The sequence below is a fragment of the Chitinolyticbacter meiyuanensis genome (assembly GCF_008033135.1).
In the GTDB taxonomy this organism is placed as follows: domain Bacteria; phylum Pseudomonadota; class Gammaproteobacteria; order Burkholderiales; family Chitinibacteraceae; genus Chitinolyticbacter; species Chitinolyticbacter meiyuanensis.
This window is the reverse complement of the sequence record NZ_CP041335.1, coordinates 942,033-964,622: the sequence shown is the minus strand read 5'-3', so window position 1 is coordinate 964,622 and position 22,590 is coordinate 942,033. Positions and strand designations below refer to the sequence as shown.

Annotated in this window: 25 protein-coding genes; 12 read left to right on the top strand and 13 right to left on the bottom strand. The window is 64.0% G+C overall.

Annotated elements, in window-relative coordinates:
- Positions 1-134: 134 nt before the first annotated feature.
- Complete coding sequence (locus tag FLM21_RS04570; RefSeq protein ID WP_148714435.1) at positions 135-599, bottom strand: hypothetical protein; 465 nt, start codon at positions 597-599, stop codon at positions 135-137.
- Between the two features lie 75 nt (positions 600-674).
- On the opposite strand from FLM21_RS04570, the gene FLM21_RS04565 reads away from it, so the two are divergent.
- The 3 genes from FLM21_RS04565 (at position 675) to FLM21_RS04555 (ending at position 1,482) form a co-directional block, all read left to right on the top strand.
- Complete coding sequence (locus FLM21_RS04565; protein WP_148714434.1) at positions 675-1,007, top strand: hypothetical protein; 333 nt, start codon at positions 675-677, stop codon at positions 1,005-1,007.
- Positions 1,008-1,094: 87 nt separating this feature from the next.
- Entirely contained in the window at positions 1,095-1,313 is a 219-nt protein-coding gene (locus tag FLM21_RS04560) for a hypothetical protein (protein ID WP_148714433.1), read from the top strand.
- 13 nt (positions 1,314-1,326) lie between these two features.
- Positions 1,327-1,482: a DUF1328 domain-containing protein gene (locus FLM21_RS04555; protein ID WP_148714432.1), complete on the top strand. Its 156-nt coding sequence runs from the start codon at positions 1,327-1,329 to the stop codon at positions 1,480-1,482.
- A gap of 62 nt (positions 1,483-1,544) precedes the next feature.
- On the opposite strand, the gene FLM21_RS04550 is transcribed toward FLM21_RS04555, so the two are convergent.
- From FLM21_RS04550 to FLM21_RS04540, 3 genes are all read right to left on the bottom strand, one after another.
- Positions 1,545-2,177, bottom strand: a complete 633-nt coding sequence (locus tag FLM21_RS04550; RefSeq protein WP_148714431.1) for a glutathione S-transferase family protein — start codon at positions 2,175-2,177, stop codon at positions 1,545-1,547.
- A 60-nt stretch (positions 2,178-2,237) separates the two neighbouring features.
- On the bottom strand, positions 2,238-3,134 hold the full coding sequence (gene lpxO / locus FLM21_RS04545) for a lipid A hydroxylase LpxO (protein ID WP_148714430.1): 897 nt from the start codon (positions 3,132-3,134) through the stop codon (positions 2,238-2,240).
- Positions 3,135-3,195: 61 nt separating this feature from the next.
- Entirely contained in the window at positions 3,196-3,681 is a 486-nt protein-coding gene (locus FLM21_RS04540; RefSeq protein WP_148714429.1) for a TIGR00645 family protein, read from the bottom strand.
- Between the two features lie 142 nt (positions 3,682-3,823).
- On the opposite strand from FLM21_RS04540, the gene FLM21_RS04535 reads away from it, so the two are divergent.
- A complete protein-coding gene (locus FLM21_RS04535) occupies positions 3,824-4,600 on the top strand; it encodes a substrate-binding periplasmic protein (protein ID WP_148714428.1) in 777 nt (258 codons plus the stop codon).
- A 49-nt stretch (positions 4,601-4,649) separates the two neighbouring features.
- Here FLM21_RS04535 and FLM21_RS04530 read toward each other — a convergent pair whose 3' ends face one another.
- The 7 genes from FLM21_RS04530 to gatC form a co-directional block, all read right to left on the bottom strand.
- On the bottom strand, positions 4,650-5,423 hold the full coding sequence (locus tag FLM21_RS04530; RefSeq protein ID WP_148714427.1) for a tRNA(His) guanylyltransferase Thg1 family protein: 774 nt from the start codon (positions 5,421-5,423) through the stop codon (positions 4,650-4,652).
- The gene (locus FLM21_RS04525) at positions 5,413-5,862 is read right to left on the bottom strand and encodes an ATP-binding protein (RefSeq protein WP_148714426.1); all 450 of its coding nucleotides are present in this window, start codon (positions 5,860-5,862) and stop codon (positions 5,413-5,415) included. The genes FLM21_RS04530 and FLM21_RS04525 overlap by 11 nt, the downstream gene beginning before the upstream one ends.
- Before the next feature lie 328 nt (positions 5,863-6,190).
- On the bottom strand, positions 6,191-7,618 hold the full coding sequence (gatB, locus tag FLM21_RS04520; RefSeq protein ID WP_148714425.1) for an Asp-tRNA(Asn)/Glu-tRNA(Gln) amidotransferase subunit GatB: 1,428 nt from the start codon (positions 7,616-7,618) through the stop codon (positions 6,191-6,193).
- Between the two features lie 33 nt (positions 7,619-7,651).
- A complete protein-coding gene (locus tag FLM21_RS04515; protein WP_148714424.1) occupies positions 7,652-8,392 on the bottom strand; it encodes a GNAT family N-acetyltransferase in 741 nt (246 codons plus the stop codon).
- 10 nt (positions 8,393-8,402) lie between these two features.
- A complete protein-coding gene (gatA, locus tag FLM21_RS04510; protein WP_148714423.1) occupies positions 8,403-9,854 on the bottom strand; it encodes an Asp-tRNA(Asn)/Glu-tRNA(Gln) amidotransferase subunit GatA in 1,452 nt (483 codons plus the stop codon).
- 8 nt (positions 9,855-9,862) lie between these two features.
- Complete coding sequence (gene lpcA / locus FLM21_RS04505) at positions 9,863-10,453, bottom strand: D-sedoheptulose 7-phosphate isomerase (RefSeq protein ID WP_148714422.1); 591 nt, start codon at positions 10,451-10,453, stop codon at positions 9,863-9,865.
- Positions 10,450-10,737 (bottom strand): Asp-tRNA(Asn)/Glu-tRNA(Gln) amidotransferase subunit GatC, encoded by a 288-nt coding sequence (gatC, locus tag FLM21_RS04500; protein ID WP_148714421.1) that lies wholly within the window; start codon positions 10,735-10,737, stop codon positions 10,450-10,452. The genes lpcA and gatC overlap by 4 nt, the downstream gene beginning before the upstream one ends.
- A gap of 250 nt (positions 10,738-10,987) precedes the next feature.
- Here gatC and FLM21_RS04495 point away from each other — a divergent pair, with 250 nt between their 5' ends.
- The 8 genes from FLM21_RS04495 (at position 10,988) to FLM21_RS04460 (ending at position 21,723) form a co-directional block, all read left to right on the top strand.
- On the top strand, positions 10,988-12,034 hold the full coding sequence (locus tag FLM21_RS04495) for a rod shape-determining protein (protein ID WP_148714420.1): 1,047 nt from the start codon (positions 10,988-10,990) through the stop codon (positions 12,032-12,034).
- A 65-nt stretch (positions 12,035-12,099) separates the two neighbouring features.
- On the top strand, positions 12,100-12,975 hold the full coding sequence (gene mreC, locus FLM21_RS04490) for a rod shape-determining protein MreC (protein ID WP_148714419.1): 876 nt from the start codon (positions 12,100-12,102) through the stop codon (positions 12,973-12,975).
- The gene (gene mreD / locus FLM21_RS04485) at positions 12,975-13,481 is read left to right on the top strand and encodes a rod shape-determining protein MreD (protein WP_148714418.1); all 507 of its coding nucleotides are present in this window, start codon (positions 12,975-12,977) and stop codon (positions 13,479-13,481) included. The genes mreC and mreD overlap by 1 nt, the downstream gene beginning before the upstream one ends.
- Entirely contained in the window at positions 13,478-15,457 is a 1,980-nt protein-coding gene (mrdA, locus tag FLM21_RS04480; protein WP_148714417.1) for a penicillin-binding protein 2, read from the top strand. Before mreD ends, mrdA begins: the two co-directional genes overlap by 4 nt.
- A 3-nt stretch (positions 15,458-15,460) precedes the next feature.
- Positions 15,461-16,573, top strand: coding sequence for a rod shape-determining protein RodA (gene rodA / locus FLM21_RS04475; RefSeq protein WP_148714416.1), 1,113 nt, complete (start codon positions 15,461-15,463; stop codon positions 16,571-16,573).
- 40 nt (positions 16,574-16,613) lie between these two features.
- Complete coding sequence (locus FLM21_RS04470) at positions 16,614-17,552, top strand: septal ring lytic transglycosylase RlpA family protein (protein WP_222846771.1); 939 nt, start codon at positions 16,614-16,616, stop codon at positions 17,550-17,552.
- A 127-nt stretch (positions 17,553-17,679) separates the two neighbouring features.
- Positions 17,680-20,751, top strand: a complete 3,072-nt coding sequence (locus FLM21_RS04465) for a bifunctional diguanylate cyclase/phosphodiesterase (RefSeq protein ID WP_148714415.1) — start codon at positions 17,680-17,682, stop codon at positions 20,749-20,751.
- A 66-nt stretch (positions 20,752-20,817) separates the two neighbouring features.
- A complete protein-coding gene (locus FLM21_RS04460; protein WP_148714414.1) occupies positions 20,818-21,723 on the top strand; it encodes a carbohydrate kinase family protein in 906 nt (301 codons plus the stop codon).
- Positions 21,724-21,788: 65 nt separating this feature from the next.
- On the opposite strand, the gene FLM21_RS04455 is transcribed toward FLM21_RS04460, so the two are convergent.
- Together FLM21_RS04455 and FLM21_RS04450 are read right to left on the bottom strand one after the other, a co-directional pair.
- Positions 21,789-22,055, bottom strand: coding sequence for an acyl-CoA-binding protein (locus FLM21_RS04455; RefSeq protein WP_148714413.1), 267 nt, complete (start codon positions 22,053-22,055; stop codon positions 21,789-21,791).
- A 100-nt stretch (positions 22,056-22,155) separates the two neighbouring features.
- Positions 22,156-22,563, bottom strand: a complete 408-nt coding sequence (locus FLM21_RS04450) for a VOC family protein (RefSeq protein ID WP_148714412.1) — start codon at positions 22,561-22,563, stop codon at positions 22,156-22,158.
- Between the last annotated feature and the right edge of the window lie 27 nt (positions 22,564-22,590).

The following is a 22,590-nucleotide window of genomic DNA, read 5'->3' as shown; positions in this document are numbered from 1 at the left end:
ATGGCCGTTTGCCATCAATCGGCCATGCCCAGGCCAATCTATAGTCAAAAACTATCAAGGTCAACGCATGAGAAGCGCCAAGACAAAAACCGCAATTGCAGAAAAGTCGGGCTGTCGGCAAGCACCCGTGGACATCAGCGTGGCGCGGCCTGCCGGCGGCAATCGGCGGCCAGGTCGATCCCTTCGCCACCACGCAACCCGGCATACAGGCCGCACGGCCACAGGTAGCCGCCACGCTCGTCCAGATACCAATATGGCGGCTCGGCCGCGCAGACCTCGAACTGCGCCACCCGCCAGCGCCCATGGGTCTTGGCCAGCACCAGCCACAACATCTTGTCGAGATCGGGCTCGCAGAACCCGGGCGGCGCCTTGCGCCAGTCGATCGGCTTGCCGCTAGTTTGGCGCAGCTCCCCGGTCAGCAGCGCCCAATCGCTATCGACGTTGAGCCGATCGACCACGAACTGCACCGGCTGCCGCAATACCCGTTCGATGGCGGGCCGGGCCGCATCGAGGATCTGCTTGCGCTCCGGCACCGTTGACTCGGCATGCAGCAACGGCGCCAACAGGTAGAGCACGACGACAAGCGACAGCGCACGCATCTTCAACTCCGGGCAAATGAGGGCGATCCGCATCATACCGTCGGTGTTCATGCGAAATCGCTCTATGCTGTCGCGATGCGCACCGCCCTCGCTTTGCTCCTCCCCTTGTTCATCGCCATGCCGCTCGCCCACGCCGCCGGCACCTGGCAGCCACTCGACTGGCCCAACCGGCAGGAGACGGCACGCTATCGCAGCTGCGGTTGCGCCGATGCCTGCTGGATTGCCGAGGTACACGATCGCAAACGTCAGCTGAAAGCCCGGCTGCGTTGCGATTGCGAAATGGTGCTGGCACAGACCGGCAAAGCACCGGAACGCCAGATCGCGGCCAACTGCAGCACCTTCGAGCAGGGCGACAAGTTCGACGCGATCCGCCGTGAGCTGCTGCAACTACTGCCCCCACCCGATTAGCACCGGACAGCAGCCGCCACTATTTACAATCTCCCGCCTTCACTTCGCCCCTAGGCTGACAGCACCGTAACGCCAACGAGGTGAACGATGCTGATCCGCCTGCTGCTTGCCACCGCGCTGACGCTGCCGCTCCTTGCCTGCAGCGACAAGCCGGAAACCACGATGGACAAGGTCGAGAACAAGGTCGACGACGCGCTCGATCGCCGCCCGGCCGAGCCGGTAAGGGACGCCGTCGAAGATGCCGGCGACAAGGTCGAGGACGCGGCTGGCGACGCCAAGGACGCCGTGAAGGACGCAACCAACTAGAGGAGAACTACACATGCTGCACTACGCCATCGTCTTTCTCGTGATCGCGCTGATTGCCGGGGTACTCGGCTTCGGCGGCGTGGCCGGTACCGCGGCCTGGATCGCCAAGGTACTGTTCGTGATCTTCCTGATCCTGTTCGTGGTCTCGCTAATCCGCCGCAAGGGGTGAAGGCGCCACGCCCAACGACAAGGCCGCCCGAGGGCGGCCTTGTCGTTTCCGGAAACCCCGGATCAGAAGCTCAGCGACCAGGGCTCGGCTGCGCCATCTGCCAGCCATTGCTGCATCGCCGGCAACGCGAGCACCGCCGTCATGTATTGTCGTGCGCTGTCCGGCACAGCCACACCGTAGGTGACGAAGCGGGTGACTACCGGCGCGTAGAACGCATCCGCCGCCGAGAAGGTCCCGAACAGGAAGGGGCCGGTATCGCCGAAGCGGTTGCGGCAGTCGGTCCAGATCGCCAGGATGCGGTCGATTTCAGCCTGTGTCGCCGCATCGATCTGGGCGGTCTTGCGACCGCGGATGTCCATGCTCAGATGGGTGCGCAGCTGCGTGAAGCCTGCGTGCATCTCGGCGCAGACCGAACGCGCCACGGCGCGTGCCGCCGGATCGGCCGGCCAGATGCCGCGCTCGGGGAATTTCTCCGCCAGATATTCGACGATGGCGAGGCTGTCCCACACCACCAGATCGCCATCGCTGAGCGCTGGTACCTTGCCGGACGGGCTGTCCTTGAGGATGCGCGCCTTGCTGTCATCCTGATACAGGGGGACCAGCGTTTCCTCGAAGGCGATGCCAGCATGCTTCAGCACCAGCCAGGGCCGCAGCGACCAGGACGAGTAGTTCTTGTTGCCAATCAACAATCGCATGTCAGACCTCCGACGGGATGGGATAGCCCTGCAGCGTAGCGCAATCCCGAGGCCGCTGTGTTACCAGAAGATCAGGGCCAGGATGCCCAGGATCAACGCCCACTTGATCAGGTAGTAGAGCGGCTTGCTGCGCTGCTTGATCGCCTTGCCGACCTGACGGATGGCATACAGCGTGCCGAAGGCCTTGTTGAGCGCACCGGTCTTGTCACCTTCCTGATTCGGCGCCGCCGCGGCGGCCAACAACACGCGGCCCACGGCGCGATTTACCCATTGCGCCCAGCGGTAGCGCATCGGGCGCTCCAGATCGCAGAACAGGATGATGCGGTTGGTGTCGGTCTGGTTGTCGGCGTAGTGGATGTAGGTCTCGTCGAAGACCACTGCGTCGCCATCTCGCCAGCTGTAGCGCTGACCATCCACCTCGATGAAGCAGTCGTCATCGTTCGGCGTGATGAGGCCCAGGTGATAGCGCAGCGAACCGGCATACGGATCGCGGTGGCGCACCAGTCGGCTACCCGGCGGCAGTGCCGCGAACATCGCCGCCTTCACCCCCGGCATCGCCGCCAACAGGCGGGATGTCTCGGGGCACAACTGCTGCGCCGACGGATGCGGCGTGCCGTACCACTTGAGATAGAAACGCTTCCAGCCGCTTTTGAAGAAGGAATTGAAGCCCGCGTCGTCGCGCTTGGCCGAGGCCTTGATATGCCCTTCCGAGAACAGCGCTTCGGCCTCGGCCCGCATGGCCGGCCAGGCGGCGCGCAGTTGCTCCAGATCGGGAAACGCCGCCACCGGCACATAGGGTGTGGTCGGCACCCGCGAGAACAGGTACATGAAGCAGTTGATCGGCGCCATGAAGGTCGAGTGATCGGTCAGCTGCCGCCAGAACCCGTGCCGCACCCGACCGCGGTAGTGCACGTAGACCGCGCTGACGATGAACAGCACCAGGATCAGCCACTTCATTGCCCGCTCCGGCTTGCAAAACACCCATTGCAAACCAGGGTCCGCCTGCGGGGAAAGTGACTTATTTACCCGCCTGCGTCATATGGACGATACGATCCGTGTAAGCGATTGCCAGCGCGGAGACAAGGAAGCCGAGATGCAGCAACAGTTGCCACATCATGGTCTCGCCCGGCAGCTTGGGCGCATTGATGAAGGTCTGCAGCAGGTGGATCGACGAGATGCTGATGATGGCCAACGACAGCTTCACCTTCAGCACGGAAGCATTCACATGGCTCAGCCATTCGGGCTGATCCGGGTGCGCATCGATGCGCAACCGCGACACAAAGGTTTCGTAACCGCCCACCGTCACCATCAGCAGCAGGTTGGCGATCATCACCACATCGATCAAGCCCAGCACCGCCAGCATGATCTCGGTTTCGGTCAGCGTGGTGAGATTGCTCAGCAGCGTCCACAGCGAGGCGAGGAACTTGTAGGCATACACGCCCTGAACGACGATCAATCCAAGGTAAATGGGCAGCTGCAGCCAGCGGCTCCAGAAAATCACCATGCCGATGCGGGAGCCATGCGGCGGCGGGGAAACTCCACGAGGATTTGCGTTAGCCATGAGAAAAATTGCACGGAACAAGGAGGGCGCCCACTATGTGGGTTGATTCCGCCCCTTTTCAAGCCCCATTCCACCGCTCCCGAGCATGATGACCCGCCTGCGCCAACTGTACTGGGCCAGTGTGCTGCTGGCCTGTGCCGCCCAGGCCCACGACGGCCTGCGTGCCTGCGGGGGCGCCAACGAATGGCCGCCAGCCTCGTACTTTGTCACCGGCGCGAATGGCGAGACCGAAACCGTCGGTTACTCGATCGACGTGCTGCGCGCCGCGCTGCTGGCACGCGAGCACGGCGTGGCAATCACGCTGCTGCCGTGGGCACGCTGCCTGCAGGCGGTACGCCAGGCCGATATCGACATTGCGATGAGCGCCTTCTACAGCGAGGAACGCGCGCGCGACTTTTACTACAGCCGCCCCTACTATCTGCTGCATCCGGGCTATGTGCGCTTCGGCCCGCGCCGCGCCGACGACCCCAAGCCCGCTGCCGCGCTGCAACACGAGCGTGTTTGCGGTATCAACGCCTTCAACTACAGCTGGTCCGGCATTGCCCCCGAACGCATCGATACGCTATCGAACGACTATGTATCGGTGGTTCAGAAGCTGCGGCGCGGCCGTTGCGACGCCGTGCTCGACCAGGTGGAAGTCGGGCAGGCGCTGATTCACCTGCAGCGGCACGGCTTCGCGCGCGGACAATTCAGCGTGATCGCCCTGCCCGGCGCCACGCCGGTGCCCATCCACTTCATGGTCAGCCGCAAGCACCCGCGAGCCGCCGAACTGCTCGCCGAACTCGACGCCGGCATCGCCGCGCTGCAACGCCGCAACGCACTGGCGCCGATGCTGCGCCGGCATTTGCTGCCGCAGCGGTGAGCGAGGTTGTAGCCGTCCAAGATTTGACCACGCGGCACTGCTTACGAGCTTACACCGCCGTTGCCGCCTCGATCATACCTTTGACGAAATCGGCATAGGCATCGCCCAGCGGCAAGGTCAGATTAGTAGTCAAGCGTCGGCGCGGCCCGCTGAGTGTCGCCTCGCCCGTCTGTGGGTTCACGGCCGGCTTTTGATAGGTTTCCCAGTACACACCCATCCCCCGCTTTTGCCAAGCCGGCAGATTATTGAAGTTGATGCCGTTCTGGAACAGCAGCTCGTTTTTGTCCGCGGTGGAAATGCCAGAGATCCGACCACTTGCCACATTCGGCTCCTCGCCCTGCTTGCGCAGAAGCCAATAGCAATGCGCATTGAGCGCATTACGGTGCGCATCCTCATGTCGCCAGCGGAAGTAATCCAGCACCAGATTGCGGTTGGGCAACTCGCACATCCGGGCGTCGAAGCAGGCCATCTGCCCAAGGCTAAGCGAAAAACGCGCGCTGGCCTTACCCGCCAGAATCGAGATGAGCTTACGGGTCTTGCGATTGAAAGTGTCCTCATCCTGGCGCAGCAACAATGAAATTTCGTCGCTTTCGGTATAGCCGTAGACGACGTTGAAGCCACAATTCATCAAATGGCTGGTCGTCTCCAGCATGAGATCGCGAAATCGCTCATCGAACGGTGCCTCAAACTGCCAGACATCCTTGGTATTACGAGTAAAACCTCTACCATCAAGGCGCACCACCATATAGATGCCAGGCATCACATAGTGATCGTGGGTTGTTTCATATACCCGCATCCGGCTATCGAGTTCGTCAAATCGCATTGTCGACTTCCTTCACATCAAATTGCCCTGCAGGCAAGCAACGCACCTCAAACACGGCATCAAAGCCTTCCCCGCGCGTCGGCGGGCACAATTGCTTGAATACGGCTTTCAGTCCTACCTCGGGAATCCGCGCCTTGCCTTCGCGCTGGTTGTTGCGCTGTAAGGCATCCTCATAACTGGTGACGAAATGGTAGGCCTGCACCCGAAAATGCTGCGCCCGAGCCGCCTGAATGAAGGGCGCGCGCTCCTCAAGCGTCGGATTGGTGCGATCGAGCACACAAGGCTGTTTCATCTCCAGGCAAGCCTGAAACAGCAGCCGCTCGCGGTGGCGGGTCTTAAGCATGTCGCGATTGATACGGATATGAGTATCAGCAAACGTGGTTTGATAAAACGTACTTTTGCCCGCACCCTGCGGGCCGACAAAAATGATCAGCTCCACTGCCTTTTCCTATCTGCCTGCATCAACAGGCTGCTGAAAAACCTGTTCGCAGAAGCCGGTGCTGTCCAAAACCTTGCACGCCCGCATTTCATTTCTCGCTCAAGTGCGGCAGCGGCTGATTTTGCGTCTTTTCCTTACCTATTTCCGAGTTTTAGCAGTGATCAGACACCATGATCGCTATGGAACGTCCTTCAACCAACCACGCAGCAGCATCATTGCGTATGGGAAATAGAGAGGTAAATGGAAGATAGGCACGATGCTCAGTGGAAGGAACCCATCAAAGCAACGTCCCTCCCTTAGCGCCGAAAAAACAAAGCCGGCTTTGTTTTTACCCCACCTTCTTCTTCAACAACTCCAGCGCCATCGCCGGGTTGGCCTTGCCGCTCGATCCCTTCATCACCTGCCCCACCAGTGCATTCAGCGCCTTCTCCTTCCCGCTGCGATATTCCTCGATCGCCTTGGGGTTGGCGGCCAGCACCGCATCGACAATCGCTTCGATCGCGCCGGTATCGGTTTCCTGCTTCAGGCCGTCACGCTCGATGATGGTGTCGGCGGAATCACCGCTTTCCCACATCTTTTTGAGCACATCCTTGGCGGTCTTGTTGTTGATGGTGTTGTCCATCACGCGACGGATCAGCGCGGCCAGTGCTTGCGCCGAGACCGGGCTTTGCGTGATCTCCTTTTCCTCGCGGTTCAGCGTGGCGCTGATGTCGCCCATGATCCAGTTGCTGGCGAGCTTGGCATCGGCGCCGGCAGCCACCGTGGCTTCGTAATAGGCGGCCAGCGCCTTGGATGCCGTCAGGGTCACCGCATCGTAGGCCGGAATGCCGTATTGCTGCGTGAAACGCGCCTGCATCGTGGCCGGCAGCTCGGGCAGTTCGCTTTGTACGCGCGCTATCCACTCCTCGGCTATCACCAGCGGCGGCAGGTCCGGGTCGGGGAAATAGCGGTAGTCGTGCGCGTCTTCCTTGCTGCGCATGGCGCGCGTTTCGCCGGTATCCGGGTTGAACAGCACGGTGGCCTGCTGCACCTTGCCGCCGTCCTCGATCAGCTCGATCTGATAGCGCACCTCGGCGGCGATGGCCTGCTCGATGAACTTGAAGCTGTTGAGGTTCTTGATCTCGCGGCGGGTGCCGAACTCGGCCTGGCCTTCAGGGCGCACCGAGACGTTCACATCGCAGCGGAACGAGCCTTCCTGCATATTGCCGTCGCAGATGCCGATCCAGGTCACCAAGGAGTACAGCGCCTTGGCATACGCCACCGCCTCGGCGGCCGAGCGCATTTCCGGCTCGGACACGATTTCCAACAGCGGCGTGCCCGCACGGTTCAGATCGATGCCCGATGCGCCGTGGAAATCCTCATGCACCGATTTGCCTGCGTCCTCTTCCAGGTGGGCGCGGGTCAGGTTGATCACCTTGTCGACGCCGTCGACATTGATGGTGATGCTGCCGCCCTCGACCACCGGCAGCTCGAACTGGCTGATCTGGTAGCCCTTGGGCAGATCGGGGTAGAAGTAATTCTTGCGGGCGAACACCGAGCGGCGGTTCACCTTGGCGCCGATGGCGAGGCCAAACTGGATGGCCTTCTCGACAGCCATCTTGTTCATCACCGGCAGCGCGCCGGGCAAGGCAATATCAACCACGGCGGTCTGCGTGTTCGACTCGGCGCCGAAGGCGGTGCTGGCGCCCGAGAAGATCTTGGACTGGGTGGTGAGCTGGGTATGCACTTCCAGCCCGATGACGACTTCCCATTTCATGGTGTCTGCTCTCTTTGATTCGTTCTGTCGTCGTCAGGCGGGCTGACGGCGATACCAATATCGATACTGCTCGGCAAAGCCGAGGCTGGCATATAGCGCCACAGCGGGGGCGTTGTCCGCCACCACTTGCAGCAATCCCTGTGTGGCGCCCGTCTCCTGGCCCCAGGCCAGCAAGCTGTGCACCAAACGGCGGCCATAACCGCTGCGACGCGAGGCGGGCTCGGTGACAATGTCGAACAGCACCACGCTATCCCACTGCCGTACCGCAAAACCGCAAGCCACCGCTCGTCCTTCATGATGCAACGCGGCGAATGCGGTTTCGCAGGCATAGCCCGCCAACATGCGCTGGGCCGTTATCCGCTGGCCCGGTGTCAACACGCCCATTGCAGCAAATGCGTCAAACCAAGCCGGGTCTGGCTTACGCCAGAGGGTCACCTCCGGGTCCTGCTCGTAGCGCTGTTCCAACGCCAGGGTCTGAACGCTGGACACATCGACCTGCTGGTAGCCAAGTGCCGCCAGTTGCTCGTCCAGCGCAGCATTCTCCACCGTCAGCTTGAAGACGGCAGGTAACCCGGCGGCGCGATAACGGCGCTCGACATAAGCCCGCTTGGCATCGTCCGGCAGCGCGCCGTCATACAGCGGCACCACCGAATTGGCGCGCTTGGTGTAGCCATCGGCGAAGCGCAGCGCCCAGCCATCGAAAACCTCGGTGCTAAGCGCCGGCCACGCCGACATCGTCAGCGCTTCCAGCAGGGCGATCCGCGTTTCAGCCACCAGCAGCCCCTTACAGCGCCGGCGCCTTGGTGTGCCAGTCCGTCGCCAGCTGGAACTGATGCGCCGTGTTCAACAGCCGCGCTTCGCTGAAATAGTTGCCGATCAGCTGCAAACCCACCGGACGGCCGTTGCTGCCAAAGCCGGCCGGCACGCTCATCGCCGGCAAGCCGGCGAGGTTCACGCCCAGCGTGTAGATGTCGGCGAGGTACATCGCCACCGGGTCGTTGCTCTTCTCGCCCAGATTCCACGCCGTGGTCGGCGCCACCGGACCGGCGATCACGTCGCAATGCGTGAATGCGGCCTGGAAATCGTTGGCGATCAGGCGGCGGATCTTCTGCGCCTGCAGGTAGTAGGCGTCGTAGTAGCCGTGACTCAGCACATACGCACCGGTAAGGATGCGGCGCTTCACTTCCCAGCCAAAGCCCTCGGCGCGGCTCTGTTCGTACATGCCATTGAGGCCGTCGAAAGCAGCAGCGCGATGGCCGTAGCGCACGCCGTCGAAACGGCTGAGGTTGGAGGACGCCTCGGCCGGCGCGATCACGTAGTAGGACGGGATCGCCAGCTTGGTATTGGGCAGGCTGATCTCGACCACCTCGGCGCCGAGTTTTTTATACTCGGCAATCGCCGCATCGATGACACCGGCCACATCCTGCGCCAGGCCTTCGGCAAAGTATTCCTTGGGCAGGCCAATGCGCAGGCCGGCCAGCGGTCGATCCAGATCGCGGGCGTAGTCCTCGCGTTCGCGCTCGAGGCTCGTCGCATCACGCTCATCAAAGCCCGCCATCACGTTCAAGAGCAGCGCGCAATCCTCGGCGCTCTTGGCCATCGGGCCGCCCTGATCGAGCGAGCTGGCATAGGCGATCATGCCGAAGCGCGACACCACGCCATAGGTCGGCTTGATGCCAGTGATGCCGCAGAAGCTCGCTGGCTGACGGATCGAGCCTCCGGTGTCGGTGCCGGTGGCGATCGGCGCCAGTCGCGCCGCAACCGCAGCAGCCGAGCCGCCCGAGCTGCCACCGGGCACGGCAGCGCCATCCCACGGATTCTGCACCGCGCCAAAGTAGCTGTTCTCGTTGGACGAGCCCATGGCGAACTCGTCCATATTGGTGCGGCCCAGCGTGACAAGGCCGGCTGCCTGGCATTGCTCGACCACGTGCGCCGAGTACGGCGAGACGAAGTTGCCGAGCATCTTCGAGCCGCAGGTGGTACGCCAGCCTTCCTGGCAGAAGATGTCCTTGTGCGCCACCGGGATACCGGCGAGCGGCCCGACCGGGCCATTGGCACGCGCCTGGTCCACTGCCAGGGCTTCGGCCAGCGTCTTTTGCTGATCGAGCGTGATGTAGGCATTGAGCGTGCCGTTGTACTGCTCGGCGCGGCGGAGGAACTCGGTGGCGAGTTCGACGGCGGAAACCTGTTTGGCCGCCAGTGCGGCGGCCAGTTGCTTGAGCGAGGATTCGATCATGTGGGATATCAGTTGGTGGGCACGTAGCCCATGCCACGCTCGACCAGATCGATCAGCGTGTGGATGACCTTGATGTGGATTTCCTGGATGCGATCGGCGTAGCCGAAGTGCGGCACGATGATCTCGACATCGGCCGCGCCCTTGAGCTTGCCGCCATCCTTGCCCATCAGCAGGATGACCTGCATGCCACGGGCCCGCGCCTCTTCAACCGCGCGGATCACATTGGCCGAATTGCCACTGGTGGTGATGCCGAGCAGCACGTCGCCCGGCCGGCCGAACGCCGCCACCTGGCGCGAGAAGATCTCGTTGAAGCCGTAGTCGTTGCCGACGCAGGTGATATGGCTGGGATCGGACACCGCCATCGCGGCAAGCGCCGGGCGATCGCCCCGGTAGCGACCGGACAGCTCCTCGGCGAAATGCATGGCATCGCAGTGCGAGCCCCCATTGCCGCAGGAAATCGCCTTGCCATCGTGCTGGAAGGCATGGACCAGCACCTTGGCGGCGGCATCAATGGCGGCGAAGAAACCATCGTCGGCACGCACACGCTCCAGCAGCGCGGCGGCCTCGTCGAAATGGGCACGGACGTCGGCAAGACTCATTCGATCACCTTGGGCACGAGATAGAGGCCGTTTTCGACTGCGGGCGCCACGGCCTGGAAGGCTTCGCGGCGGTTGGCCGCGGTCACTGCGTCGTCGCGCAACCGCAGTTGCACGTCCTGCGCATGCGACATCGGCTCGATACCGGTGGTGTCGACCGCGCGCATTTCATCGATCAGCGTGAGGATGCGGTTGAGCTGGTTCTGCGAGGCCGCGAGTTCGTCGTCGGTGACGGCGATCCGGGCCAGCTTGGCGATGCGTTTGACGTCATCGAGGGAGAGCGACATGGGGTGTTATTCCTTTCGCATCGGGGCCAAAAAAGCACGCAATGCGCTGCAACAAAGCGGCCCGATTTCTGGCGCCTTAGGGTATCATACCGGGCTTGATTCGCCCAAACCGGGCGGAGGGCCCCTGCGAGGCCCCGCGTGGCGCCGTTTCGCGATGGCAGCCCGGGGCTGGCGCAAGAGCCAACCGAACACCAGGCGGCGCGCTGCCGCACGCTGCCCAGCCCCCACGAATTCGAACTGCGAGAACCCAATGCTAGGCATGCTCTCCGGCTATTTCGCCAACGATATCGCCATTGACCTCGGCACCGCCAACACCCTGATCTACACCCAAGGCAAGGGCATCGTGCTCGACGAGCCTTCCGTCGTCGCCATCCAACAGGAAGGCGGCCCCTCGGGCAAGAAGACGATCCTCGCCGTTGGCGCCGAAGCCAAGAAGATGCTCGGCCGCACCCCAGGCAGCATCAATGCCATCCGCCCGATGAAGGATGGCGTGATCGCTGACTTCACCATCACCGAGCAGATGCTCAAGCACTTCATCAAGAAGGTGAACCCGAGCCGCCTGTTCAGCTCGCCCCCGCGCATCGTGATCTGCGTGCCCTATGGCTCCACCCAGGTGGAAAAGCGTGCGATCCGCGAATCGGCACTGGGCGCCGGCGCACGCAAGGTGGAGCTGATCGAGGAACCGATGGCCGCCGCGATCGGCGCCGGCCTGCCGGTCGAGGAAGCCACCGGCTCCATGGTGGTCGACATCGGCGGCGGCACCACCGAGGTCGGCGTGATCTCGCTGGGCGGCGTGGTACACGCCTCCAGCGTGCGCGTCGGCGGTGACAAGTTCGACGAAGCCATCATCAATTACATCCGCCGCAACTACGGCATGCTGATCGGCGACACCACCGCCGAAGACATCAAGAAGCGCATCGGCTCGGCCTTCCCGGGTGCCGAAGTGCGCGAGATGGAAGTGAAGGGCCGCAACCTTGCCGAAGGCATTCCGCGCTCGTTCACCATCTCGTCGAACGAAATCCTCGAAGCGCTGACCGAGCCGCTGAACCAGATCGTCTCGGCAGTGAAGCAATCGCTGGAAAAGACCCCGCCGGAACTGGGTGCCGACATCGCCGAGAAGGGCATGGTGCTGACCGGTGGCGGTGCACTGCTGCGCGACCTCGACCGCCTGCTGATGGAAGAGACCGGTCTGCCGGTCATCGTCGCCGACGATCCGCTGACCTGCGTGGTGCGCGGCTCTGGCCGGGCGCTCGAGAAGCTGGACAAGGGCGGCGTCGCGATCTTCATCAACGACTGATCGATTCGCTTGTACCGTGAGGTGGGGCCCGGCCCCGCCTGTTTGATTCGCCAGCACCGTACCCCATGCAAGCGACCCAACCTGCCTTTTTCAAGCAAGGCCCTAAGCCGCTGACGCGGCTTTTGATCTTTTCCACGCTGTCGATCGCGCTGATGATCGGCGACGCCCAGTTGCAGATGCTGGGCCGCGTGCGCGAACAGGTCGCCATCGTGCTCTACCCGCTGCAGTGGCTCGCCACGGCGCCGTTTGCGGCGTTGCACTCGGCACGCGACTTCCTCACCCGCCAGACCGAGCTGATCGCGGAGAACCGCAAGCTCAACGACCAGTTGCTGGTGGCGCAAGCCAAGGCGCTGCGGCTGGACGGGCTCGCCGCCGAGAACGCCCAGCTGCGTGCGCTCGACTTCCGCCGCAGCCAAGCGCCGTCGCAGCTCGCCGAAATCCTCTACAGCGGCCGTGACCCATTCTCCGCACGGCTGATCGTCGACCGCGGCGAGAACCAGGCGGTGAAGGCCGGGCAGATCGCCATCGATACCCAGGGTGTGGTCGGCCAGGTGGTGCGTACCCAGGCCATGACCTCGGAAATCCGCCTGATCACCGACCGCAATCACACGGTGCCGGTGATGAACCAGCGCAGCCAGCTGCGCACTGTGGTGTACGGCCGCGGTGCAGGCCAGCAGCTGGAAGTGCGCTTCCTCGCGCCCAATGCCGACATCAAGCCCGGCGATTTGCTGGTCACCTCCGGCCTTGACGGCACCTACCCTGCCGGCCTGCCGGTGGCCACGGTGGTCAGCGTCGAGCGCCCATCCGGCTCGCCGTTCCCGCGCATCCTCTGTCGCCCGGCAGCCGGCATCGACGACCACCGCTTCCTGCTGATCCTCGACCCCCCGCCCGCGCGCCCGGCCTATCCGGCGCCCGAGACCGCTGCCGCGAGTGCCTCCTGATGCCGGTCACCAGTCATCTGCTGCGCCCGGTGCGCCCCGGCCAGATCATCCTGACGCTGATCATCGCGCTGCTGCTCAACCTGTTGCCCTGGCAGCTGATCGGCAACCATTTCGCCCCTGACTTCGTCGCGCTGATGCTGCTCTACTGGACGCTGAATCAGCCACGCCGGGTCGGCGTCGGCTGGGCCTTCGTGCTGGGCATCTGCATGGACGTGGCCGACGGCAACATGCTGGGCCAGCACGCGCTGGCCTACTCGGTGATCACCTACCTTGTGCTGTCGCGGCAGCGCCAGCTCAACATCTTCCCGTTCTGGCAGCAGGCGCTGGCCGTACTGGGCCTGATGCTGCTGGCCCAGGTGCTGATGACCACAGTGCGCCTCGTCGCTGGTGCCGAGCTGCCCGGCTTCAGCTATTTCCTCGGCCCGCTGCTCACCGCCTTCCTGTGGGTGCCGGTCTCCAACCTGTTGCTGGCCTACCAGCGCAAGCCCATCCCCGAATCGCTATGAGGCCGACCAACCGGCGCCCGCTGTTCGGCGTCCCTGCCCGTGGCAGGACCCGCCGAGGCGGCGGCAACCAGCTGAAGAACGACCGGATCGAGCGTACCGCCTACGAGCTGCGCTTCGCTGCAGCGATCCTGTTCGTGCTGGCGCTGTTCAGCGTGCTGCTGGCGCGCTTCTTCTGGTTGCAGGTGCTGCAGCATGATCGCTACATGACGCTGGCCGAAGCCAATCGCGTGGCGCTGGTGCCGGTGGCACCGTCGCGCGGGGTGATCCGCGATCGCAACGGCGTGATCCTGGCGCACAATTATTCGGCGTACACGCTGGAAATCACGCCGTCGCGCATTGGTGATCTCGATGCCACCATCGCTGCGCTGAAGGGCGTGGTAGAGATCACGCCCAAGGATCGGCGCCGCTTCAAGAAGCTGCAGGAAGAGAGCAAGGATTTCGAGTCGCTGCCGATCAAGACCCGGCTCAGCGACGAGGAAGTAGCACGCTTTGCCGCGCAGAGCTACCGGTTTCCCGGCATCGAGATCAAGGCGCGATTGTTCCGCCACTATCCGCTCGGCGAAATCGCCTCGCACCTGATCGGCTACATCGGCCGCATCAACGACAAGGATCTGGTCGAGCTCGACGAGGCCGGCGTGCGCGCCAACTACCGCGGCACCGAGCACATCGGCAAGGTCGGCATCGAGGCCAGCTACGAGAACTACCTGCACGGCGTGACCGGCTTCGAGCAGGTGGAGATCGATTCGGGCGGCCGTGCCGTGCGCACCTTGAAACGCATGCCACCGAAGTCCGGCCAGGATCTACAGCTGTCGGTCGACATCGGCCTGCAGCAGGTGGTCGAGCAACTGTTCGATGGCCGTCGCGGCTCGCTGGTCGCGATCGAACCGGCCACCGGTGGCGTGCTGGCGCTGGTGTCCAAGCCCACGTTCGACCCCAACCTGTTCGTCGACGGCATCGATCCGCAGACCTGGAAGGAGCTGAACGAATCACCGGACCACCCGCTGCTCAACCGCGCGTTGCGCGGCGAATACCCGCCGGGCTCCACCTTCAAACCCTTCATGGCGATGGCCGCACTGGAAGGCAATTTCCCGCTGGTGCACCAGACCATCCCCGATCCGGGCTACTACATCTTCGGCGGCAACCGCTTCCGCGATTCCAAGGTGGGTGGCTACGGCAGCATGAACTTCGATCGCTCGCTGACGGTGTCGAGCGATACCTACTACTACCAGCTCGCGGTGCAAATGGGCATCGACTACATCGCAGACTTCATGAGCGGCCTCGATTTCGGTCGCCGCACCGGCATCGACCTGCCCGGCGAGCGCCCTGGGGTGTTGCCGAGCCCGGAATGGAAGAAGCAGCGCTTTCGCACGCCGGCGCAACAGAAATGGTATGCCGGCGAGACCGTGTCCATCGGCATCGGCCAAGGTTACAACAGCTATACCCCATTGCAGATGGCCCACGCCACCGCCACGCTCGCCAACTACGGCGTGGTCTACAAGCCGCACATCGTGGCCTCCATCGTCGACCCGGTGAGCAACATCCGGGTGCCGGTGGAACCGAAACCGGTGCGTACACTGCCGTGGCAGCGCGAGAACATCGATCGCGTACTGCATGGCATGGTCAGCGTGATGACCAACGGCACCGGTGCCACCGTGTTCCGCGGCGCGCAGTACACCTCCGGCGGCAAGACCGGCACGGCGCAGGTGTTCTCGCTGAAGGGCGCCAAGTACAACGCGCGGGCGATCAACGAACGCCTGCGCGACCACTCCTGGTTCATCGCCTTCGCTCCGGCCGAGCACCCGAAGATCGCACTCGCTGTCATCGTCGAGAATGGCGGCTTCGGCGCCCAGGCCGCTGCGCCGATCGCGCGCAAGGTGCTCGACTACTACCTGACCGGCAAGAAGCCCGACCAGCCTGCGCCGCAGGCCGCTTCGGCCGCATCGGCGGTTGCCGCCCCGCAACTGCTGGGAGACTGATCCGTGTTCCTGCGTCTCTGGCAACGCATCAAACAGCCGGTCGATCCCTGGCTGCTGCTGTTCACCCTGCTGGTATTTCTGGTGTCGTCAGTGCTGCTGTATTCGGCATCCAACCAGGATTGGGATCGGGTGTCTGACAAGCTCACCTTCATGAGCATCGCGCTGGTGCTGATGTGGTGCGTGGCCAATATCCGCCAGCAGACGCTGATGCGGCTGGCGCTGCCCGCCTACATCGTCGGCGTGGTGCTGCTGATCGCCGTGGAACTCTTCGGCATCACCAGCCACGGCGCCACACGCTGGCTCAACATCGGCATCACCCGCATCCAGCCTTCCGAGCTGATGCGGATCGCGCTGCCCTTGATGCTGGCGTGGTACTTCCACCATTTCGAGACGCAGGTGAACTGGCGGCACTTCATCGTCGCCGCCATCATCATCGTGATTCCGGTCGCGCTCATCCTCAAGCAGCCGGACCTCGGCACGGCACTGCTGATCACCTCGGGCGGCTTCTACGTACTGTTCTTCGCCGGACTGTCGTGGCGTTTCATCGCGCTGATGGTCCTCGCCTTCGGCGGCCTCGCCTATGTGGTCACCCACTGGGACCTGTGCATCAACATCCTGCACGAGTACCAGTGCCGTCGCGTGGCCACCATGCTCGACCCCACCAGCGACCCGCTCGGCGCCGGCTACCACATCATCCAGGGCACCATCGCCATCGGCTCGGGCGGCTGGCTGGGCAAGGGCTGGCTGGCTGGCACGCAGACCCACCTCGACTTCATTCCCGAGCGCACCACCGACTTCATCTTCGCCGTGTTCGGCGAGGAATTCGGCCTCATCGGCAATGCGCTGCTGCTGCTGCTCTACCTGTGCGTGATCGGCCGCGGGCTGATGATCTCGTACAATGCCTCGACCGTGTTCGGCCGCCTACTGGCAGGCTCGATCGCGCTCAACTTCTTCACCTACGCCTTCGTCAACATGGGCATGGTGTCCGGCATTCTGCCCGTGGTCGGTGTCCCGTTGCCACTGATTTCCTATGGCGGTACCTCCATGGTGTCCATCCTGGCGGGCTTTGGCCTCTTGATGAGCGTGCAGCGCGACCGCAAGCTGATGAAGGTGTGATGCGAGCCCAGCGCCCGCTCCGAGCGATGAGGACAGACGTTTGATCCGCAGCCCCCTACCCCGTATTCCCTTGCTGTTGGCAGTGTTGCTGTCTGCTTGCGGCAGCCCGCCGCGCACTCCGGCGCCGGCCTCGCCACAGCAGCCACCTGCCGCCCCGGCACCGACGGCCCCACTCGCCGACAAGCCGGCCAACTACCCTTGTACCTACGTGCGCGCGGCCAATGGCGGCTTCTACAAGGACGACGGTCCGCTCGATCTGCCGCCGTGGATCGACCTGGTACCCGAGCCTACGCCACGTGCCGAGCCGTTGCACCGCTTCGCCAACCGCCCCTACACGGTGCTCGGGCAAAGCTTCACTCCCCTCGCCGAAGTGGGCCAATACAAGGCGCAGGGCGTCGGCTCGTGGTATGGCCGCAAGTTCCACGGCCAGAAGACCTCGATCGGCGAAACCTACGACATGTTCGCGATGACCGCTGCCTCGCCGGTACTACCGGTGCCGAGCTACGCGCGCGTCACCAACGTGAAGAACGGCCGCAGCGTCATCGTGCGCGTCAACGACCGCGGCCCGTTCCACAAGGGCCGGGTGATCGACCTCTCCTTCGTCGCCGCCTGCCGCCTGGGCTATGCAATGCAGGGCAGCAGCGAAGTCATCGTCGAAAGCCTGGCCGCCGACGGCCGTGCACCGGCCACGCCGGCGGTGGTCGAGCGTGAGCCGCCGACACCAGCCGCACCCGCGCCGGTCGCGCGTGAAGGCAGTCAACTCTATGTGCAGCTGGGAGCCTTCTCCAGCCTGAGCAATGCCGAAGCCTTCCGCGAACGCCTGGCTGGCGAGCTGCAGCCGGGCGCATCGCTGACGATCCAGTCCAGCGGCAACCTGCATCGGGTGCGGCTCGGCCCGTACGCTGACCGCGGCAGTGCCGAGGCCGCGGCACGCCAGATCGAACGCAGCCACGACCTCGGTGCCGTCATTGCACACTGAACGCCGGCCCGCTTGCCAGCCGCGCGGCTTTGCCCCAAGAATGGGGAAAACGCCTAGGCGGCGCAGCGCCTGACAACACGATGACGTCCAGCGCGCCTGCCCGCCCACGAATCAGGAGAGGAGTGCCTTGACCCCCCCGCCCGTCAGCGAGCACGACGACGACCGCTCGTTCGCGCGCCTCCGCGTGCTGCTGGTGGTGTTGTCGGTCGCCGTGGCGTTGTTCGCGGTCGGCGCACTCGGCTGGTCGGCTTGGCGCTCCTACCAGGACACGCTGAGCCGGGCCGAACAGCAACTGTTGCTGCTGGCGCGCACCGCCGACGAACATGTCGGTCGTACCATGGAAGCATCGGCCACCGCGCTGTTCTCCATCCAGCAGGACCAGTTGTTCCGCAGCTGTTTCGCTGCGCAGGACGGCGCCTGCCTGCACGCCTACCTGCGCCGCGTCACGCTGCGCAACCCGCAGCTCGGCTCGCTCGCCGTGGTCGGCGCCGACGGCCAGCTCCTCGCCACCACCCGGCTGTATCCAGCACCGCGCGTCAATTTCGCGCAGAAGCGCTACTTCCGCGCGATCCAGGCCCAGCCGGGCACCCCCAGCTACATTGCCGAGGTGGAAACCGATCTCGGCAGCGACACCCGGGTGATCCCGGTCGCCACCGGTCTGGGCGGCCCGGCCGGCGAATTCGCCGGCGTGCTGGTCGCCGGGCTTGCACCCGACTATTTCACCGATTTCGCCCAATCGATCGACACCGGCCGCGGCATGACACTGCGGCTGTTCCGCGACGATGGCTCGACGCTGTTCTATTTCCCGGCCGACCCGGACGAAGCCGGGCGCAACATCGCCGGCCGCGCCTTCTTTGCCGATGCCTTCATGCGCGATCCGGCCGGCATCTACCACGACGCCCAGGACAATATCCAGCGCATCTACGGCTGGCGCCGCGTGCAGGGCTGGCCGCTGGGCGTGACGGTGGGCCTGAGCCGCGCCGAGGTGTTCGCCAGCTGGCAGCGCGAGAACCTGATCAACCTCGCCATCACCGCAATGATGCTGGCCGCCGCCGCCGGCCTGCTGTTCTACGTGCTGTACCAGCTGCGCCGGCTGGAGCAGACCGAGGCCGATCTCTACCTGACCAAGGTGGCGATCGAGCGCGGCGCCGACCTCGCGGTCTGGCTCGACAGCGATGGCCGCATCAGCTACGTGAACGCCACCGCCTGCCACCGGCTCGGCTACAGCGAGCGCGAGCTGCTGTCGATGCGGCTGAAGGACATCAACCCCGGCTTCAAGTCCGAGCAGTGGCCACGCTTCTGGCAGAAGCTGCGTGAGCACAAGCACCTGCTGGACGAGGTCAGCTTCAAAACACGCGACGGCGTCGAGTTCCCGATCGAGATCTACTCGAACTACATCGTGTTCAAGGGCCGCGAGTTCAATTGCGCGGTGGTGCGCGACATCTCGGAGCGCCGCATCGCCGAGGAGGCCATCGTCAAGAGCGAGCAGCAGTTGCGTCTGGCGCTGGAAGCATCGAACACCGGCCTCTTCGACATGCCGCTGGAAGGCCGCCGCACCGCCGCCACCAGCCCGGAATACGACCGCCTGCTCGGCTACGAGCCGGGCGAATTACTGGAAACCTTCGAAAAGTGGAAGAGCCAGCTGCACCCGTCCGACCGCGACCGGGTGATCAACGCAGTGCGCGACTACTACAACGGCGCGGCCACCCAGCTGGTGATCGAGTTCCGCCGCCGCCTCAAGAGCGGCGAGTACCACTGGTTTCAATGCCGCGGCCGTTTCATCGAATTCGACAGCCGCAGTCGCCCCACCCGGCTGATCGGTACCGTCACCGACATCACCGAGCGCAAGGAAGCGCAGGATCGCATCACCGAGCTCGCCAACTTCGACACGGTCACCGGCCTTGCCAACCGCAACCTCTTGCGCGACGAGCTGCGGCTTGCCGTGGCGGCGGCCGAGCGCTTCAACCGCAAGCTCGCCGTGCTGTTCCTCGATCTGGACCGCTTCAAGACCATCAACGATTCGCTCGGCCACGCAGCCGGTGATCAGGTGCTGACTCAGGTCGCTGAGCGCCTGCGTCGCATCATCGGCAAGTCCGACATCCTGGCGCGCCAGGGCGGCGACGAATTCGTGGTGGTGCTGACCGAGATCCAGGACGCGATGACCGCCAGCAGTGTGGCCGAACAGGTGCTGGCCTCGTTCGCCGAGCCATTCGAGCTGGAAGCGGGCGGCTTTGCCAGCTCCACCTCGATCGGCATCGCGGTCTATCCGGAGGATGGCGCCGACACCGACACGCTGATCCGCAACGCCGACGTCGCCATGTACCAGGCCAAGGCCAACGGCCGCAGCAACTACCAGTTCTTCACCAATGACCTCAACGTACGCGCCTCCGAGCGGCTGGTGCTGGAAACCAGCATGCGCCAGGCACTGGCCAACGAGGAATTCGAGCTGCACTACCAGCCGCAGGTGAGCCTGGACGACGGCAGCGTGATCGGCGCCGAAGCGCTGATCCGCTGGCGCCACCCGGAACAGGGCCTGATCCCGCCGGGCAAGTTCATCCCGGTGGCGGAAGAGTCGCGGATGATCGTACCGATCGGCAACTGGGTGCTGCGCGAAGCCTGCCGCCAGGCCGCGGCATGGCAGCAGAGCGGCATGCCGCAGCTCACCATCGCGGTCAACCTCTCGCCGCTGCAGCTGCACCAGGCCAACCTGCTGGAAATCGTCGCCGAGGCGCTCGCCGAGTCGGGGCTGGAACCGCAGTACCTTGAGCTCGAGGTGACCGAATCGGTGGTGATGCAGGAGGTGGAACATGTGATGTCCATGCTGCATGGCTTGAAGCGCATGGGCGTGAAACTGTCGATCGACGACTTCGGTACCGGCTATTCCAGCCTGTCGTACCTGAAGCGCTTCGCCTTCGACAAGCTCAAGGTCGACCAGAGCTTCGTGCGCGACATCTCCACCGACCCCAACGATGCCGCCATCGTGCTGGCCATCATTGGCCTGGGCAAAACACTCGGCATGGCCGTGCTCGCCGAGGGCGTGGAAACCCGCGAGCAACTGGGCTTCCTGCACGGCGCCGGCACCGATTCGATCCAGGGTTTCTACTTCAGCCGCCCACTGCCCAGCCGGGAGTTCAGCAACTTCCTGCAGCAGCATCCTGGCCTTGCGCTGCAGGAAATCACCGCGCCGCGCGTGGGCTAGGGCTTACACCGGATGCCGCTGCCAAGCCCGGCAGGGCAAGATGCAGCATCGTCTGGGAGCCCTGCAATGCCACTTGCCCGTTTTGTCGTGTTCGGTGAAGCACTCACCGACCTGATCCGCGAAGAAGGCGCGTACTGGCGTGCCGTGGCCGGCGGCTCGTGCTGGAATGTCGCCCGCGTCGGTGCGCGGCTCGGCGTGCCCACCGGTTTTGCCGGCGCCTACAGCCGGGACGTGTTCGGCGAAGAACTGGCAAGGCTGACCGCCGCAGCCGGGCTCGATGCGCGCTATACGCAGCAATATGATCGCTCGCCATTCCTCGCCATCGTTGCCGCCAAATCGCCCCCCAGCTATTTCTTCGTCGGCGACGACTCGGCTGACCTGCACTTCGATCCGGCGCACCTGCCACAAGATTGGCTCGACGCCGCCGAGATCGTGCACTTCGGTTCGATCAGCCTGGTGCGCGAGCCGCTCGCCAGCCGCCTGATCGGGATAGCACGGCAGGTCAAGGCCGCGGGCAAGCGCATCTGCTTCGACCCCAACCATCGCAACCTGATGGATGACAGCTACCAGGCCACGCTGCGCACGATGGCGGGCCTCGCCGACTACATCAAGATCTCCGACGAGGACTTGGGCAAGCTGTTCCCCGGCCAGACCGAACAACAGGCACTCTCCACGCTGCGCGGGTGGGCGCCGACGGCCGACATTCTCTATACCTGTGGTGGCAATGGCATAACGCTGTTCAGTCCCACCGGTGCGGTCGAGCGACCGGTGTTCAAGGTCGAAGTGCTGGACACCGTCGGCGCCGGCGATGCCAGCATGGGCGGCTGGATGACCAGCGTGCTCACCCGCCCCGATGCCACACCGGCCGATCACCTGGCCTTTGCCGCCGCTACCGCAGCGATCGCCTGCACCCAGCATGGCGCCTATGCCGCCACACGCGACGAAGTCGAGACCTTGCTAGCCCGTGGCTGAATGCGGATACACCAAAACATAAACGCCCCAATCCGGGGCGTTTTGTTTGCTGGGAAGCGGCACGCTCAGTCGTCGTTGGCCTTCAGTTCCTCGACCAGCGCCACGTACTGCTGCATCGCCTGTTCGTTGGTCAGCCCCTTGAGCTTGGCCCAGGCATCGTACTTGGCCTGTGCAACAAAATTGATGGCCGACGGGCGATCGCCGCTGACGTCGCCTTCGCTGGCCTGCTTGAACAGCGCATAGAGCTTGAGCTTGGTCTGCACGTCCGGCGCATCGTTGAGCTGGACGACTTCTTCCTGGGCAGTCTTGAAACGGGCGGCGAGATCGGACATGTAATGCGCTCCAATAAATTTCAAACGTGTGTTTGATAACTGCACCAGTATAGCGCTGGCTCACCGCTCGGCAAAAGAGGGAAACCCGGATGCAATACGCTCAGCTGCGGCGTTCGAATACATCGTAACCGGCAGCATTGAGGTGGATCAGGCAGAAGCCATGGCCGAACGGATCGGCCAGCATCGCGAGCTCGCCGTAGGGCTTGGCGGCAGGCGGCGATTCCAGCGTGGCGCCTGCTGCAACGGCGCGCTCGGTTGCTGCCGTCACATCGTCCACCCGCACATCCAGGTGTACTGGCGTCCAATGCCGCGTGTAGTCGCGCGGCGCAGCGCCGGGTGCGGGCTCGCTTCCAACAGGCTTTTGCAGCAGGTAGACCAGCAGATCGCCGGCCTGCAACTCGGCGAACTCGTCGTCGAAACGCCGGCTCAGTGCAAAGCCCAAGCCATCCGTGTAGAACGCGATCGCAGCGTCGAGATCGGGTACATCGATATTCAGCAATGGCGTCATGCGGCCTCCCAATGACAAGGCGGGCAT

Bases quoted from the DNA above. Each gene is read 5' to 3' on its own strand.
- FLM21_RS04570 (WP_148714435.1), bottom strand. From the start codon at position 599: ATGCGTGCGCTGTCGCTTGTCGTCGTGCTCTACCTGTTGGCGCCGTTG.
- FLM21_RS04565 (WP_148714434.1), top strand. From the start codon at position 675: ATGCGCACCGCCCTCGCTTTGCTCCTCCCCTTGTTCATCGCCATGCCG.
- FLM21_RS04560 (WP_148714433.1), top strand. From the start codon at position 1,095: ATGCTGATCCGCCTGCTGCTTGCCACCGCGCTGACGCTGCCGCTCCTT.
- FLM21_RS04555 (WP_148714432.1), top strand. From the start codon at position 1,327: ATGCTGCACTACGCCATCGTCTTTCTCGTGATCGCGCTGATTGCCGGG.
- FLM21_RS04550 (WP_148714431.1), bottom strand. From the start codon at position 2,177: ATGCGATTGTTGATTGGCAACAAGAACTACTCGTCCTGGTCGCTGCGG.
- lpxO (WP_148714430.1), bottom strand. From the start codon at position 3,134: ATGAAGTGGCTGATCCTGGTGCTGTTCATCGTCAGCGCGGTCTACGTG.
- FLM21_RS04540 (WP_148714429.1), bottom strand. From the start codon at position 3,681: ATGGTGATTTTCTGGAGCCGCTGGCTGCAGCTGCCCATTTACCTTGGA.
- FLM21_RS04535 (WP_148714428.1), top strand. From the start codon at position 3,824: ATGATGACCCGCCTGCGCCAACTGTACTGGGCCAGTGTGCTGCTGGCC.
- FLM21_RS04530 (WP_148714427.1), bottom strand. From the start codon at position 5,423: ATGCGATTTGACGAACTCGATAGCCGGATGCGGGTATATGAAACAACC.
- gatB (WP_148714425.1), bottom strand. From the start codon at position 7,618: ATGAAATGGGAAGTCGTCATCGGGCTGGAAGTGCATACCCAGCTCACC.
- gatA (WP_148714423.1), bottom strand. From the start codon at position 9,854: ATGATCGAATCCTCGCTCAAGCAACTGGCCGCCGCACTGGCGGCCAAA.
- lpcA (WP_148714422.1), bottom strand. From the start codon at position 10,453: ATGAGTCTTGCCGACGTCCGTGCCCATTTCGACGAGGCCGCCGCGCTG.
- gatC (WP_148714421.1), bottom strand. From the start codon at position 10,737: ATGTCGCTCTCCCTCGATGACGTCAAACGCATCGCCAAGCTGGCCCGG.
- FLM21_RS04495 (WP_148714420.1), top strand. From the start codon at position 10,988: ATGCTAGGCATGCTCTCCGGCTATTTCGCCAACGATATCGCCATTGAC.
- mreC (WP_148714419.1), top strand. From the start codon at position 12,100: ATGCAAGCGACCCAACCTGCCTTTTTCAAGCAAGGCCCTAAGCCGCTG.
- mreD (WP_148714418.1), top strand. From the start codon at position 12,975: ATGCCGGTCACCAGTCATCTGCTGCGCCCGGTGCGCCCCGGCCAGATC.
- mrdA (WP_148714417.1), top strand. From the start codon at position 13,478: ATGAGGCCGACCAACCGGCGCCCGCTGTTCGGCGTCCCTGCCCGTGGC.
- FLM21_RS04460 (WP_148714414.1), top strand. From the start codon at position 20,818: ATGCCACTTGCCCGTTTTGTCGTGTTCGGTGAAGCACTCACCGACCTG.
- FLM21_RS04455 (WP_148714413.1), bottom strand. From the start codon at position 22,055: ATGTCCGATCTCGCCGCCCGTTTCAAGACTGCCCAGGAAGAAGTCGTC.
- FLM21_RS04450 (WP_148714412.1), bottom strand. From the start codon at position 22,563: ATGACGCCATTGCTGAATATCGATGTACCCGATCTCGACGCTGCGATC.